This is a genomic window from Streptomyces sp. B93 (genome assembly GCF_018070565.1).
Lineage (GTDB): Bacteria > Actinomycetota > Actinomycetes > Streptomycetales > Streptomycetaceae > Streptomyces.
Genome location: NZ_JAGPXL010000015.1, coordinates 1 through 13421, shown reverse-complemented (window position 1 = coordinate 13421; position 13421 = coordinate 1). Strand labels below are relative to the sequence as shown.

Below are 13421 nucleotides of genomic sequence, written 5' to 3'. Positions count from 1 at the left end.
ACGAACGTCTCGTCGTCGCCGAATCGCCTTGTGGGGGAGTGGGCCAGGGTCATGAGCCCATGCGGCGGAGTGCCGGAATCCGCCGAGTATGTACGGCGATGTCGGCTGACACCGGGAAGTGTTCACCGGCGCCCAGGGACCGTCAAGGTCGTTGACGGCAACGGTTCCACCGGCCGTCCCCGGCCGGCCCGGCCGAGTGCGCGAGGGCCCTCAGCCGAGCCCCGGTTCCGCCACCGCGCAGCCCGCCTGGCTCGGCGACGGCTCCGCGCCCCGGAGGACCTCGTACCCGGGCAGCCCGGGCCGGCCCAGCACCCAACTGGCCCCGCCGAGTGACTTCGCGGCCTTCTTGAGCGGCGCCAGACAGGCCGCCGCCTGCCGGTGATCGGTGACGCTGCCCGGCGCGCACACCACCGTGGCCAGGGACAGGGTCACCGGCCGCCCACCCGCATGCCACGGCGCGTCCAGCACGTACACCGCCAGCGGATCCAGCCCTTCCGGCTCGGCCAGGATTAGGAAGTCGTCCCCGCCGATGTGACCCACGCGCGTGTTCCCGGCCGCCGCCGCCTCGAGCGCCCGCCCCACGGACCGGATCAGCTCGTCACCCGCGGCGAACCCCGCCCCGTCGTTGACCTGCTTGAAGTGGTCGACATCCAGCCAACTCAGGGCGAACGTCCGCCCTTGCGCGATCCACCGGTCCACCTCCCCGGTGATGGCGTCCGAACCCGGCAGCCGCGTCAGCGGATTGAGCCCGGCAGCCTCCTCCACCCGGGACTCGGCCAACGCCCGCAACAGATCCGCCAGCCGTACGACGCCCAGGCACCGCCCGTGCTCGTCCACCACGGCCACGTCGTCCGACGCCCGGTCCCGCTCACCGACCGCCACCACGTCCAGCACCTCCCACGCGGTGGCGCCGATGCCCACCGTCCTGGGCGGATCGCCCAGCTTGGCGGCGGGCCGGTCGGCGTACAGCGCATGGCCGTACCGCCCCGACATCGACAGCAGGAAGCGGGAGCGGTGCACCGACCGGACCGGGACCCCGGCGCGGTCCACGAGCAGCACCCCGGAGACTTCCGGCGACCCGGTCAGCAGGGCCCGCACCTGCCCCGCGGACGCCGTGGCGGGCAGCAGCGCGGCGGGCCGCAGGAACTGCCGCACCGACGGACCCGGCCCCGGCGCCGCGGGACCACCGCCCCCGCCGCCGGGGCGTGGTGGAACGTATACGTCCGCGACGGGCAGCCGGGCCGGAGGCGCGAACAACTCGCCCTGGGCCAACTGCGCCCCGGCCGACACCGCCGCCGCGCACTGTGTCTCGGTCTCCACGCCCTCCGCCAGCAGCAGCGCGCCCAACTGGTCGGCCAGCGTGCGCATCGCTCGCACCGCCGCCGGTCTGGACAGCAGGGAGGCGTCGAGTTTCACCAGGTCCGGGGCGATGTCGGTGAGCAGCCGCAGCGGCAGATCACCGTCGCCGACCCCGTCCGCGCTGATCCGGAACCCCTGGGCGCGCAGCTCCGCCACCGCGTCCAGCAGGGCCTGGCGCGGCACATGGGTCCAGGGCGGGCAGATGTCGATCGTCACCTCCCAGGGCAGCCGTCCCGCCGCCCGCACGGCGTCGTGCAGCGGACCGAGCCCACCGAGGTCGGCGAGGGTACCGGCGAACACATTGACATGCAGCGGCAGCAGGGTCTCCTTGCCCACCGCCGCGCGGACCGCCAACACCGCCAGCCGACCGTCGATCTCGGGGTCCCGACGGGCCTCGGCCAGCACGTCACCGGTCTCCGGGCGGGCGAGGATCTCCAACGCCGCGATCCCTCCGGTGGCCAGGTTGACCACCGGCTGGAACGCGAAGCGGAGCGTGTCCGACCAGGAGTGCACGGGAGCATGATGGCGCCGCCCGCGCGGGCCCAGGCCCAGTTCATGAGACGTTCACGCAGGATTCCGAGGCGATCACAGAGCGTACGGACAGCTCGCCCCGCGGGGTACCCGGAGGTGAGGGCCGTGCCTCACCGCACCGCTATCACCGCCGAACCGTGCCCGAACAGTCCCTGGTTCGCCGCGATGCCCATGCGCGCCCCCGCCACCTGCCGGTCTCCCGCCTCACCCCGCAACTGCCAGGTCAGCTCGCACACCTGGGCGACCGCCTGAGCCGGTACCGCCTCCCCGAAGGAGGCCAGTCCACCGCTGGCGTTCACGGGTATGCGCCCGCCCGGCGCGGTCGCCCCGTCCCTGAGCAGCTTCGCCCCCTCACCCTCGGCGCACAGCCCCAGATCCTCGTACCACTGCAACTCCAGGGCCGTGGACAGGTCGTACACCTCCGCGAGGGACAGGTCCCCCGGCCCGGCACCGGCCTCCTCGTAGGCCGCCCGGGCGATCGAGGCGCGGAACGACTCCGCGGGGGGCGCCACCGCCACCGCCGAGTCCGTCGCCATGTCCGGCAGATCCAGCACGGTGTTGGGATAGCGCGGCGTCACCGTCGACACCGCGCGGATGCGCACCGGCCGCGCCGCCCCGTGCCGGTGCGCGAAGTCCATGCTGGACAGCACCAGCGCCGCCCCGCCGTCCGAGGTCGCACAGATGTCCAGGAGCCGCAGCGGATCCGCGACCACCGCGGAGGCCGCGACCTCCTCGGCGGTCACCCGACGCCGGTAGCGCGCATACGGGTTCAGCGCCCCCAGCGCCGCGTTCTTCACCTTGACCTGGGCGAAGTCCTCCACCGTGTCGCCGTGCACGGCCATCCGCCGGCGCGCGTACAGCCCGAAGTACGTCGGATTGGTCGCGCCGAGGACCCGGAAGCGCAGCCAGTCCGGATCGTCGGGCCGCTCGCCGCCCGCCGGGCGGAAGAACCCCTTGGGCGCGGCGTCGGCGCCGACCACCAGCACCACGTCCGCCAGGCCCGCCAGGATCTGCGCCCGCGCGGCGTTCACCGCCTGCGCCCCCGACGCGCAGGCCGCGTACACGCTGGTGACCCGGGCCCCCTGCCAGCCCAGGGCCTTGGCGAACGCGGCCCCCGCCACATACCCCGGATAGCCGCCGCGCACGGTGTCCGCGCCCACGATCGAGCCGATCTGCCGCCATTCCAGCCCGGCGTCGGCGAGCGCCGCGCGGGCCGCCACCGCGCCGTACTCGACGAAGCCGCGCCCCCACTTCCCCCAGGGGTGCATGCCCGCCCCGAGCACCGCAACCTCACCCGTCATCACGCCACCCCCGTCGGCCGCCACTGCCACGTCGTCCAGGTCGCCCCCGCTTCCCCGAGCAGCACACCGGGGACGACCTCCACCTCCATGCCCACCGCCAGATGAGCGACGGTGACACCGGGAGCCGCCTGTCCCAGCACCACCATCCGCTCGGACTCCAGCTCCACAGCGATCAACGCGCACGGCACCCACGGAAGTTCCGGATCGGTCACATACGGTGACGGAGGCCGGTACCGGCTGTCCGTGTACGACCAGACACGCCCCCGCCGCGACAACGGCACCTCCACCAGATCGCCGCCGGAACAGCCGGGATTGCGGCAGTGGACGTCCTCGCGCGGGAAGAACACCGAGGCGCAGCCCGAGCACCGCGTGCCGAGCAACCGGAACGCGTCCCCCTCTCCGGCGAACCACCCGGCCACCACAGGGGTCCCTGTCTCTGTCAACGCCCCTCCCGGATCCGTAACTGACGGAACGTCAGAAGTGTGCCACGGGCAACCGGGTAGCGGCAGGGCGTCTTCCCCGCCGCAGCCTCCACCTGATAGACGCAGGGGACATGACACGACTCACCACCGCGGTACGAGGACTGGTCACCACGCTCGCCGCCCTGCTGGCCGTCACCGCCACGTCCGCCCCCGCCCAGGCGAAGACCGAGCCCAGGGCACCCGACGACTTCGTCGCCCTGCGAACCGTGGACCGGACGATCATCGAGGAGATGCGCTACATCACCCCCCACAACTTCATCGGCGAGCGCATCGACGGCTACCGCCAACCCCTGTGCATCCTCACCCGCCCCGCCGCCGAAGCCCTGCACCAGGCCCAGCGACAACTCCTGCGCCAGGGCTACGGCCTCAAGGTGTACGACTGCTACCGGCCACAGCGCGCCGTCGACCACTTCGTCCGCTGGGCCGAGGACCTCGACGACCAGACGATGAAGGACGAGTTCTACCCGGACGTCGACAAGACACGGCTGTTCACGGACGGCTACATCGCGGCGAGATCCGGCCACAGCCGCGGCTCCACCGTGGACCTCACCCTGGTCCGCCTCCCGGCCCGCCCCACCAAGCCCTACGTCCCCGGCCAGCCCCTGGTGCCCTGCTACGCGCCCCAGGACGAGCGCTTCCCCGACAACTCGGTCGACATGGGGACCGGCTACGACTGCTTCGACACCCTCAGCCACACACTCGACCCGCGTGTCCAGGGCCCCCAGCGCGCCAACCGACTGCTGCTGAAGACCACCCTGGAAGACCTGGGCTTCGTGAACCTCGCCGAGGAATGGTGGCACTTCACCTACCGTCCCGAGCGCTACCCGGACACCTACTTCGACTTCCCGGTGTCCGCCCGATCGCTCGCCGCCCGCCCTTGAGCCGCCCACCGAAGACGCCCTCTCCGTGATCGGATACAGTCCGCCGCGTGTCCGAATCTCAGCACTCCACGATCAACTCCGCAGCGAACTCGCACTGTTCGCGCTGCGGCGCGCCCTACGGAGAGGGCGTCACCGGCTGGCCCCGCACCTGCCCGGCCTGCGGCACTGTCGCGTACCGCAACCCGCTGCCCGTCGCGGTGGCCCTCCAACCCGTGTACGACACCCAGGGCACCGCCCTGGTCGTCATCACGCGAACCATCGGTCCCGCGCGCGGGGGCGTCGCACTGCCCGGCGGCTACATCGACGACCGTGAGGACTGGCGCCAGGCCGTCGTCCGTGAACTCAAGGAGGAGACCGGCATCGACGCGGCGAGCCGCGACGTACGGCTGGTCGACGCGATGAGTTCCCCCGACGGGCACCTGCTGCTCTTCGGGCTCCTCCCCGAACGCCCCGCCGACCGCCTCCCCGAGCCGGCCGCCACGGACGAGACGGAGGGCTGGCACCTCCTGCGCAGGCCCGAGGAGCTGGCCTTCCCGCTGCACACCCTGGCCGTGCGCGCCTGGTTCGAGGGCCGTTACTGACCCGGGGCCCCGGCGAGCCCCCGTACCCGCACCGGACGGCCGGGCTCGCACACCCCGTCATCACCCTCCCGGCGGACCACCACCCGCCTCCCCTCCCAGCGGGCGACGTACCGCTCCAGCTCCGGCTCGTCCCACCCGTCGCCCGCGTCCGCCACCACCAGCCCGCCCCCGGTACGCCCCGGGGCGGGCGCCCACACCTCCAGCTCCAGCCCACCGTCCGTCCCGCGCACCGGCACGACGGAACCCGCGCGCGCGAGCACCGGAACACGCGACAGGGGCGCCTCCACGACCACCCGCGCGGGACCCTCGTAGACCTGCTCCGTCACCGTGTCGTACCAGCGCCCGCGCGGCAGCCGCACCGCCCGCCGGTCCGACCCCGGGTCGAGCACCGGAGCCACCAGCAGACCGTCGCCCAGCAGGAAGGCGTCCTCGCAGTCGCGCAACGCCCGGTCCTCCGGGGTGCCCCACCACACGGGCCGCACGTACGGCGCCCCCGTGCGCCGCGCGAGATGCGCCAGCGTCACGAAGTACGGCAGCAGCCGCCGCCGCTCGAGGAGCGCCACGCGCGCGTGCTCCAGCACCTCGGCCCCGAACTCCCACGGCTCCCGCCGCCCCGCCCGGATGCTCGCGTGCGTGCGGAACAACGGCAGATACGCGCCCAGCTGGAACCACCGCAGATACAGCTCGGGCGACGGAAAACCGTCGAAGCCGCCCACGTCCGGACCCGAGTACGGCACCCCGCACAGCCCCAGACCCAGCACCAGCGACAGCGACGCCCGCAGCCCCGCCCACCCCGTCGCCACATCCCCCGACCACGTCCCCCCGTACCGCTGCATACCGGCCCACCCGGAACGGGAGAACACGAACGGCCGCTTCTCCGGCACCAGCGCCCGCACCCCCTCGTACCCGGCCCTCGCCATGCACAGCCCGTAGACGTTGTGCGCCTCACGATGGTCACCACCGCGTCCCTCCAACGCATGCCGGGCCGACCGCGGCAGCGTCGACTCCCCGAACGACATGAACGACGTGGGCTCGTTCATGTCGTGCCAGAAACCCGAGAACCCCTGCTTCAGGCGCTCCTCGTACAGCCCGCCCCACCACTCCCGCACGCGCGCGTCGGTGAAGTCCGGATAGACCGACTCCCCGGCCCACACCACGCCCCGCACCAGCCGCCCGGAGGCGTCGCGTATGAACGCCCCCTCAGCCGACCCACTGGCGTATACGGCGTTGCCCGGGTCCGCCTTGACCGCCGGATCGACGATCGACACCAGCCGGACCCCGTCCTCCCGCAGGTCCTCCGCGAGCCGGGGCAGGTCGGGAAAGCGGTCGCGGTCCACGGTGAACACCTGGTGGTCGTCGTAGTGATCGATGTCCAGATGGACCGCGTCCAGCGGCAGCCCCCGCCGCCGGTACTCCTCGACGATCCGCCGCACCTCCCCCTCGCCGCCGAAACCCCACCGCGCGTGCTGGTGCCCCAGCGCCCACGCGGGCGGCAGCGCGGGCGCCCCCGTCAGCGCCGACCAGGCGAGCAGCACGCGCGCGGGAGTACCCACCACCACCCAGCAGCGCAGCGGACCACCGTCCATCCGCAGCTCGCAGGAGCCCGCCCGGTCGTGCCCCGACCCGGCACCCTCCTCGCCCTCCCGCAGCGTCACCGTCCCGTCCCAGGAGCTGTCGTGGAAGACCAGGTGCGTCCCCGCGTCGGCCACCACCAGCTGCACCGGCATCGTGATGTACAGCGGATCGTCACCGGGAGCGAAGGACCGCCCCGGATCGGTGTTCCACAGCCGGTACGACCCGTCCCGCAGCCGGGGCCCCGACGCCCGGCCGCCCAGCCCGAAGAACCGCGCGTCCGCGGACACCTCCGACCGCTGCATCCAGCGGGCCGGACCGCCCCCCACCGGCTCCCACCACCGGGGCGGCAGATCACGGCGCAGCATCACCCCGCCCGGCGTGAGCACCTCGACGGCGCCGTGCCGGGACACCACGACCGTCACCCGCTCGGCCACCACACGCCAGCCACCGTCCTTGTCCGGCTCCAGCACCGCCCGCGGATCCGGCTCCGGACACGGCCCGGCCAGCGCGTACGACGGCTCCGGACCGGCCCCGTCCCACCCCCAGAAGACGGCCCCGCCGAGGGTGACGACGATCCGCAGCTCGGCGCGGCCGAACCGGAGGGTCCCACCCCCGGGCGCGGGCTCCACGTCCCGCACCTGACCCGGCACCCGCGCGCGCTCCGCGCCCCGCGGCGGCAACCCCGAGGCATCGGCGCGCTTCCTCCGCCAGGCCGCGCGCACGGTCCGCACTCCCTGAGCCGTCCCCACAGAACCGACCGCCTTCACCGAACGCACCAGGTCACGACCGTCCATAGTGATCACCATGCCACTGAGCGGCCCGCCTCAGGGTGCCGTTCAACTGCCGTTCACCAGTGCTCGGACCACATCTTCACCACACCGACTATGTGCGGTGCACCCTGGTGCGGAAGTCGATCACATGGCATCGTCCGTGTCAGCCGCGTCACGCGCACACCCCAGCCCGTGCGCGAGCGACGCACACGACGCGCACAGTCCGGGAGCCGCCCCATGTCGACCGAGAACCCCCAGCCGCTCTGGCAGCCCGATCCGGAACGCATCGCCCAGGCTCAGATCACCAAATTCCACACCTGGGCCGCCGAACACCACGGCGCCCCCGCCGAGGGCGGCTACGCGGCACTGCACCGCTGGTCCGTGGACGAGCTGGACACCTTCTGGAAAGCCGTCACGGAGTGGTTCGACGTACGCTTCTCCACCCCCTACGCGCGCGTGCTGGGCGACCGCGCCATGCCCGGAGCCCAGTGGTTCCCCGGCGCCACCCTCAACTACGCCGAGCACGCCCTGCGAGCCGCCGGGACCCGCCCGGACGAACCGGCGCTGCTCTGCGTCGACGAGAGCCACGATCCCCGCCCCGTGACCTGGTCCGAGCTGCGCCATCAGGTAGGCTCCCTCGCCGCCGAACTGCGCGCCCTGGGCGTCCGCCCCGGCGACCGCGTCAGCGGCTACCTCCCGAACATCCCGCAGGCCGTGGTCGCCCTCCTCGCCACCGCCACCGTCGGCGCCGTGTGGACCTCCTGCGCCCCCGACTTCGGCGCCCGCAGCGTCCTCGACCGCTTCCAGCAGGTCGAACCCGTCGTCCTCTTCACCGTCGACGGCTACCGCTACGGCGGCAAGGAGCACGACCGCCGCGACACCGTCGCCGAACTCCGCCGCGAACTGCCGACCCTGCGCGCCGCGGTCCACATCCCCCTCCTCGGCACCCCGGCCCCCGAAGGTGCCCTGGAATGGTCGGCGCTGACCGCCGCCGACACCGAACCCGAGTTCGAGCCGGTTCCCTTCGACCACCCCCTGTGGGTCCTCTACTCCTCCGGCACGACCGGCCTCCCCAAGGCCATCGTCCAGTCCCAGGGCGGCATCCTCGTCGAGCACCTCAAACAGCTCGGCCTGCACTGCGACCTCGGCCCCGGGGACCGCTTCTTCTGGTACACGTCGACGGGCTGGATGATGTGGAACTTCCTCGTCTCCGGCCTGCTCACGGGCACCACGATCGTCCTCTACGACGGCAGCCCCGGCTACCCCGACACCGGCGCCCAGTGGCGCGTCGCCGAACGCACCCGGGCCACCCTGTACGGCACCTCGGCCGCCTACGTCATGGCCTGCCGCAAGGCGGGCGTACACCCCGCCCGCGACCACGACCTGTCCGCCGTGCAGTGCGTCGCCACCACCGGTTCCCCGCTGCCGCCCGACGGCTTCCGCTGGCTGCACGACGAGTTCGCCGACAGCGGGGCCGACCTGTGGATCGCCTCCGTCAGCGGCGGCACGGACGTCTGCTCCTGCTTCGCCGGAGGCGTCCCCACCCTCCCCGTCCACATCGGCGAACTCCAGGCACCCGGCCTCGGCACCGACCTCCAGTCCTGGGACCCGAACGGCGACCCCCTCGTCGACGAGGTCGGCGAACTCGTGGTCACCAACCCCATGCCGTCCATGCCGATCCGCTTCTGGAACGACCCCGACGGCAGCCGCTACCACGACAGCTACTTCGACACCTACCCCGGCGTCTGGCGCCACGGCGACTGGATCACCGTCACCTCCCGGGGCTCCGTCGTCATCCACGGTCGCTCCGACTCCACGCTCAACCGCCAAGGCGTACGGATGGGCTCGGCGGACATCTACGAAGCCGTGGAACGACTCCCCGAGATCAAGGAATCCCTGGTCATCGGCATCGAACAGCCCGACGGCGGCTACTGGATGCCCCTGTTTGTACAGCTGGCCCCCGGCACCACCCTCGACGAGGCCCTGCTGACCCGGATCAAGCGGACCATCCGCGAACAGCTCTCCCCACGCCACGTCCCGGACGAGATCATCGAGGTCCCCGGCGTCCCCCACACCCTCACCGGCAAGCGCATCGAGGTCCCCGTCAAACGCCTCCTCCAGGGCACCCCCCTGGAAAAGGCCGTCAACCCTGGCTCCATCGACAACCTCGACCTCCTGCACTTCTACGAGGACCTCGCCCGCAAACGCGCCTGACCCCCCTGTGACCTGCGGCTTCACTCAACCCCCGTGACCGCCGCCGCCCCGCCCGCCCACCCGTTGTCAGTGGTGGCGGTTACGGTGAGTGAGCATTGATCGACCGCGCACAGGGGGAAACATGGCGCACACCGACCACCGGACCATGCGACGCGTACTGCGCCGCGAGATCGCAGGCACCATCGGCCTGCTCACCGACGAGCACGACTTCCGCACCATGCGGCGCCGCTACCGCAGCTTCACCTTCGACGACCACACGCTCTACCTGCAACAGATCGAAGCCCTCCTCAGGACCCGTGCCTCCCAGGGCAGCCACACCACGGTCGCCCTCTTCGACCCGGAGGACTACGCCGAGTTCTGCCGGGAAACAGGCCTCGACCCGGACATCCCGTCCAGCCGCGCCCGCTTCACCGCCGAACTCGCCACCAGGGGCCCCGCCCTCCCTTACGACGGCCAGCCCCTCACCGACCTCCTCCCCACCCTCATCGACGCGGGCGTCCGCCAGGCCACCTGGGAGTACGCCTCCACCCTCCTCGCCCGCATCGGCGCCTGCGCATCCTGCGGCGAGGACATCGGACGCGCCGCCTTCGAACGGGCCTCGACACTCCTCGTACGGATTCTCGACACCGCCCCACCGGGCAGCCGCCACCTCGTGTGCAGCGTCACCGGAACACCCGAGACCCTGCTGGCCGCCCTCCACACAGACGACGACAACGGGGGCGCCACCCACCTCGACGAGGCCGAGGCACTCGAACTCGCCACCGTCCTGGCCGTCGGCATCGGCACCCGCAGCCCCGGCGGACTCGTCATCAGGGTCAGCGCCCCCGGCACCACCGACCGCGTCTACGGATGGCGCCTGGCCGGCGACGACCTGAAACCCCTCACCGCCGCAGAGGTCTTCGACGCCTACTGCACCGACATCGAATCCGGCGACCTCATCTCCCCGGAATCCGACGTCGACTACACCACCCCACCCGACCTCGGCGACGACACACCCGACACCCCCACGCCGCCGGGCCACCGGCACTGAAAACGCCAGGGGCGCCCCACCCGAAGGCGGAGCGCCCCTGCACGATTGCCAGGCGGCGGGGACTACTCCCCGGACAGCACCGCCTGGGCGGCACTGCGCGCGTCCTCGGCCGTGTCCGCCGCCCGCGCGGCGGCCGCGGCCCGCTCGCACTGCGCCAGCGTGTACTTCGCCAGCGTCGCCCGCACATAAGGCAGCGAGGCCGCCCCCATGGACAAGGAGGTGACACCCAGACCGGTCAGCACACACGCCAGCAGCGGATCCGACGCGGCCTCGCCACAGACACCGCAGCTCTTGCCCTCCGCCCTCGCCGCCTCGGCGGCCAGCGCCACCAGGTCGAGCAGCGCGGGCTGCCACGGGTCCTGGAGCCGGGACACCGCACCCACCTGACGGTCGGCGGCGAAGGTGTACTGCGCGAGGTCGTTCGTCCCCAGGGACAGGAACTCGACCTCCTGCAGGATCGACCGCGCCCGCAGCGCCGCCGACGGGATCTCCACCATCGCGCCGAACTTCGCCTTGAGACCGGCCTCGCGGCAGGCATCGGCGAACGCCTTCGCGTCCGTCCGGTCCGCCACCATCGGAGCCATGACCTCGAGGTAGACCGGCAGCCCCTCGGCCGCCTTCGCCAGCGCGGTGAGCTGCGTGCGCAGCACCTCCGGGTGATCGAGGAGCGTGCGCAGACCACGCACCCCGAGCGCCGGGTTCGGCTCATCGGCCGGAGTCAGGAAGTCCAGCGGCTTGTCCGCACCCGCGTCCAGCACCCGCACCACGACCCGCCCCTCAGGGAAGGCCTTCAGCACCTGCCGGTACGCGGAGACCTGCTTCTCCTCCGAGGGCGCCTGCTTGCTCTCGTCGAGGAAGAGGAACTCGGTACGGAAGAGACCGACCCCCTCCGCTCCCGCCTCGACCGCGGCAGGCACATCCGCCGGACCACCGACGTTGGCCAGCAGCGGCACCTTGTGACCGTCGGACGTGGCACCCGGCCCGGTCGCGGCCGCCAGCGCGGCCTTCCGCGCCTCAGCCTCGGCCGTGAGCTTGGCCTTCCGGTCCTCACCGGGATTCACGAAGATCTCACCGGTGCTGCCGTCCACGGCGATCACGGTGCCCTCGGCCAGCTCCCCGGCACCCGGCAGCGCCACCACGGCCGGTACACCGAGCGCACGCGCCAGAATCGCGCTGTGGCTCGTCGGCCCGCCCTCCTCGGTCACGAAACCGAGTACCAGAGCCGGATCCAGCAGCGCCGTGTCCGCGGGCGCAAGATCCCGCGCGATCAGCACATACGGCTCGTCACTGTCCGGAACGCCCGGCATCGGCACCCCGAGCAACCGGGCGACGATACGGTTTCGCACGTCATCGAGGTCGGCCACACGACCGGCCAGGTACTCACCGGCACCCGCGAGCAGCGCCCGGTACGCGGCGAAAGCGTCGTACACCGCCCGCTCCGCCGTGCTGCCGACCGCGATCCGGCGCTCGACGTCCGCCATCAGTTCGGGGTCCTGCGCCATCATGGCCTGGGCCTCGAGCACTGCCTGGGCTTCGCCCCCCGCCAGATTGCCGCGCGCCATCAGGTCGGCGGCAACAGCCTCCACGGCCTTGCGGGCGCGCCCCTGCTCACGCTCCGCGTCCTCTGCCGGGATCTGCTTGGCGGGCGGTTCGAGCACCGCCGTCCCCATGTGCCGAACCTCGCCGATCGCCACACCGTGGCTCACACCGACGCCTCGCAGCGTTGTCTCCATCTCACCCGTCTCCGATAGTGCGGCGGACCCGGCCGCCGCGGTTGATGTCCTGACAGCCGTCCGACGACGGCGCTGACGTCACTTCCAGACGAAGAGGCTGTCGCCGGCCTTGACGTCGCCGTCCTCACGCAGCTCGGAAAGTGACTCGGCGGTCGCCTCCAGCGCCACGACCGGGCACACGGGCGACTTGCCGGCGGCCTCGACGGCGGCCGGGTCCCAACGGACCACGGCCTGCCCGCGCGTCACGGTGTCGCCCTTGCTCACCAGCAGCTCGAAGCCCTCGCCGTTGAGTTGGACGGTGTCGATACCGAGATGGGTGAGGACGCCGTGGCCGTCCGCGTCGACGACGACGAAGGCGTGCGGGTGGAGGGAGACGATCACTCCGTCGACGGGCGCCACCGCGTCAGAGGGCTCACGCACGGGGTCGATGGCGGTGCCCGGGCCGACCATGGCCCCGGAGAAGACCGGATCAGGCACCTCTGCCAGTCCGATGGCGCGTCCTGCGAGCGGGGACGTCACGGTGGTCATGGGGAGCCTCCCAGGGGGGTGGAGATGCAGATGGGCCGTCACTGCCTGTCCCGGACGGCGCACTGTTCAGCAGGGTATGTCATATGACGTGCCCGTTCCGTTCCGTACGAGCGATCCCGGTCAAGAGGTCTAGACCACTCTACCAATCGATTTGCACGGGCTCCAGCGCCCCATGTACAGTCGTAGACCTGCCCGGAGCTGAGCGACGCGATCAAGCGCCTTGGTTCGGCAGCACCCAACTTGTCAGATCCTATCTCGGGGTCACTTTCCGTATGTCTGCGGGACAGTGGTCAGGGACATGGAAAAACACTGATAGAGTCGGAAACGCAAGACCGAAGGGAAGCGCCCGGAGGAAAGCCCGAGAGGGTGAGTACGAAGGAAGCGACCGTTCCTTGAGAACTCAACAGCGTGCCAAAAGTCAACGCCAGATATGTTG

At 72.0% G+C, this 13421-nt stretch carries 10 protein-coding genes; 4 read left to right on the top strand and 6 right to left on the bottom strand.

The window, feature by feature from the left end; translation table 11 throughout:
• Nucleotides 1-210 precede the first annotated feature (210 nt).
• The 3 genes from KBY47_RS16890 to KBY47_RS16880 all read right to left on the bottom strand — a co-directional run bounded on the left by KBY47_RS16890 (nucleotide 211) and on the right by KBY47_RS16880 (nucleotide 3613).
• Nucleotides 211-1872, bottom strand: coding sequence for a GGDEF domain-containing protein (locus tag KBY47_RS16890; RefSeq protein ID WP_210921963.1), 1662 nt, complete (start codon nucleotides 1870-1872; stop codon nucleotides 211-213).
• A 128-nt stretch (nucleotides 1873-2000) separates the two neighbouring features.
• Entirely contained in the window at nucleotides 2001-3191 is a 1191-nt protein-coding gene (locus KBY47_RS16885; protein ID WP_210921962.1) for a lipid-transfer protein, read from the bottom strand.
• Entirely contained in the window at nucleotides 3191-3613 is a 423-nt protein-coding gene (locus tag KBY47_RS16880) for a Zn-ribbon domain-containing OB-fold protein (RefSeq protein ID WP_210922087.1), read from the bottom strand. Before KBY47_RS16880 ends, KBY47_RS16885 begins: the two co-directional genes overlap by 1 nt.
• A 131-nt stretch (nucleotides 3614-3744) precedes the next feature.
• On the opposite strand from KBY47_RS16880, the gene KBY47_RS16875 reads away from it, so the two are divergent.
• Nucleotides 3745-4554 carry a M15 family metallopeptidase gene (locus KBY47_RS16875; RefSeq protein ID WP_210921961.1) on the top strand — a complete coding sequence of 270 codons (810 nt, stop codon included), beginning with the start codon at nucleotides 3745-3747 and terminating at the stop codon, nucleotides 4552-4554.
• A gap of 47 nt (nucleotides 4555-4601) precedes the next feature.
• Nucleotides 4602-5135 (top strand): NUDIX domain-containing protein, encoded by a 534-nt coding sequence (locus KBY47_RS16870; protein WP_210921960.1) that lies wholly within the window; start codon nucleotides 4602-4604, stop codon nucleotides 5133-5135.
• Here KBY47_RS16870 and KBY47_RS16865 read toward each other — a convergent pair.
• On the bottom strand, nucleotides 5129-7504 hold the full coding sequence (locus KBY47_RS16865) for a TIM-barrel domain-containing protein (protein WP_210921959.1): 2376 nt from the start codon (nucleotides 7502-7504) through the stop codon (nucleotides 5129-5131). The two genes, KBY47_RS16870 and KBY47_RS16865, sit on opposite strands and share 7 nt — an antisense overlap.
• Nucleotides 7505-7717: 213 nt before the next feature.
• Here KBY47_RS16865 and KBY47_RS16860 point away from each other — a divergent pair, with 213 nt between their 5' ends.
• Together KBY47_RS16860 and KBY47_RS16855 are read left to right on the top strand one after the other, a co-directional pair.
• On the top strand, nucleotides 7718-9694 hold the full coding sequence (locus tag KBY47_RS16860; protein WP_210921958.1) for an acetoacetate--CoA ligase: 1977 nt from the start codon (nucleotides 7718-7720) through the stop codon (nucleotides 9692-9694).
• A 121-nt stretch (nucleotides 9695-9815) separates the two neighbouring features.
• The gene (locus KBY47_RS16855) at nucleotides 9816-10724 is read left to right on the top strand and encodes a hypothetical protein (protein WP_210921957.1); all 909 of its coding nucleotides are present in this window, start codon (nucleotides 9816-9818) and stop codon (nucleotides 10722-10724) included.
• A 62-nt stretch (nucleotides 10725-10786) separates the two neighbouring features.
• Here KBY47_RS16855 and ptsP read toward each other — a convergent pair whose 3' ends face one another.
• Nucleotides 10787-12457: a phosphoenolpyruvate--protein phosphotransferase gene (gene ptsP / locus KBY47_RS16850; RefSeq protein ID WP_210921956.1), complete on the bottom strand. Its 1671-nt coding sequence runs from the start codon at nucleotides 12455-12457 to the stop codon at nucleotides 10787-10789.
• Nucleotides 12458-12535: 78 nt separating this feature from the next.
• Nucleotides 12536-12985 carry a PTS glucose transporter subunit IIA gene (locus tag KBY47_RS16845; protein ID WP_210921955.1) on the bottom strand — a complete coding sequence of 150 codons (450 nt, stop codon included), beginning with the start codon at nucleotides 12983-12985 and terminating at the stop codon, nucleotides 12536-12538.
• Nucleotides 12986-13421: the final 436 nt, after the last annotated feature.

Excerpts from the sequence above, each read along its gene's own strand:
- KBY47_RS16845 (WP_210921955.1), bottom strand. The coding sequence starts at position 12,985 with ATGACCACCGTGACGTCCCCGCTCGCAGGACGCGCCATCGGACTGGCA.
- KBY47_RS16865 (WP_210921959.1), bottom strand. The coding sequence starts at position 7,504 with ATGGACGGTCGTGACCTGGTGCGTTCGGTGAAGGCGGTCGGTTCTGTG.
- KBY47_RS16855 (WP_210921957.1), top strand. The coding sequence starts at position 9,816 with ATGGCGCACACCGACCACCGGACCATGCGACGCGTACTGCGCCGCGAG.
- ptsP (WP_210921956.1), bottom strand. The coding sequence starts at position 12,457 with ATGGAGACAACGCTGCGAGGCGTCGGTGTGAGCCACGGTGTGGCGATC.
- KBY47_RS16860 (WP_210921958.1), top strand. The coding sequence starts at position 7,718 with ATGTCGACCGAGAACCCCCAGCCGCTCTGGCAGCCCGATCCGGAACGC.
- KBY47_RS16885 (WP_210921962.1), bottom strand. The coding sequence starts at position 3,191 with ATGACGGGTGAGGTTGCGGTGCTCGGGGCGGGCATGCACCCCTGGGGG.
- KBY47_RS16875 (WP_210921961.1), top strand. The coding sequence starts at position 3,745 with ATGACACGACTCACCACCGCGGTACGAGGACTGGTCACCACGCTCGCC.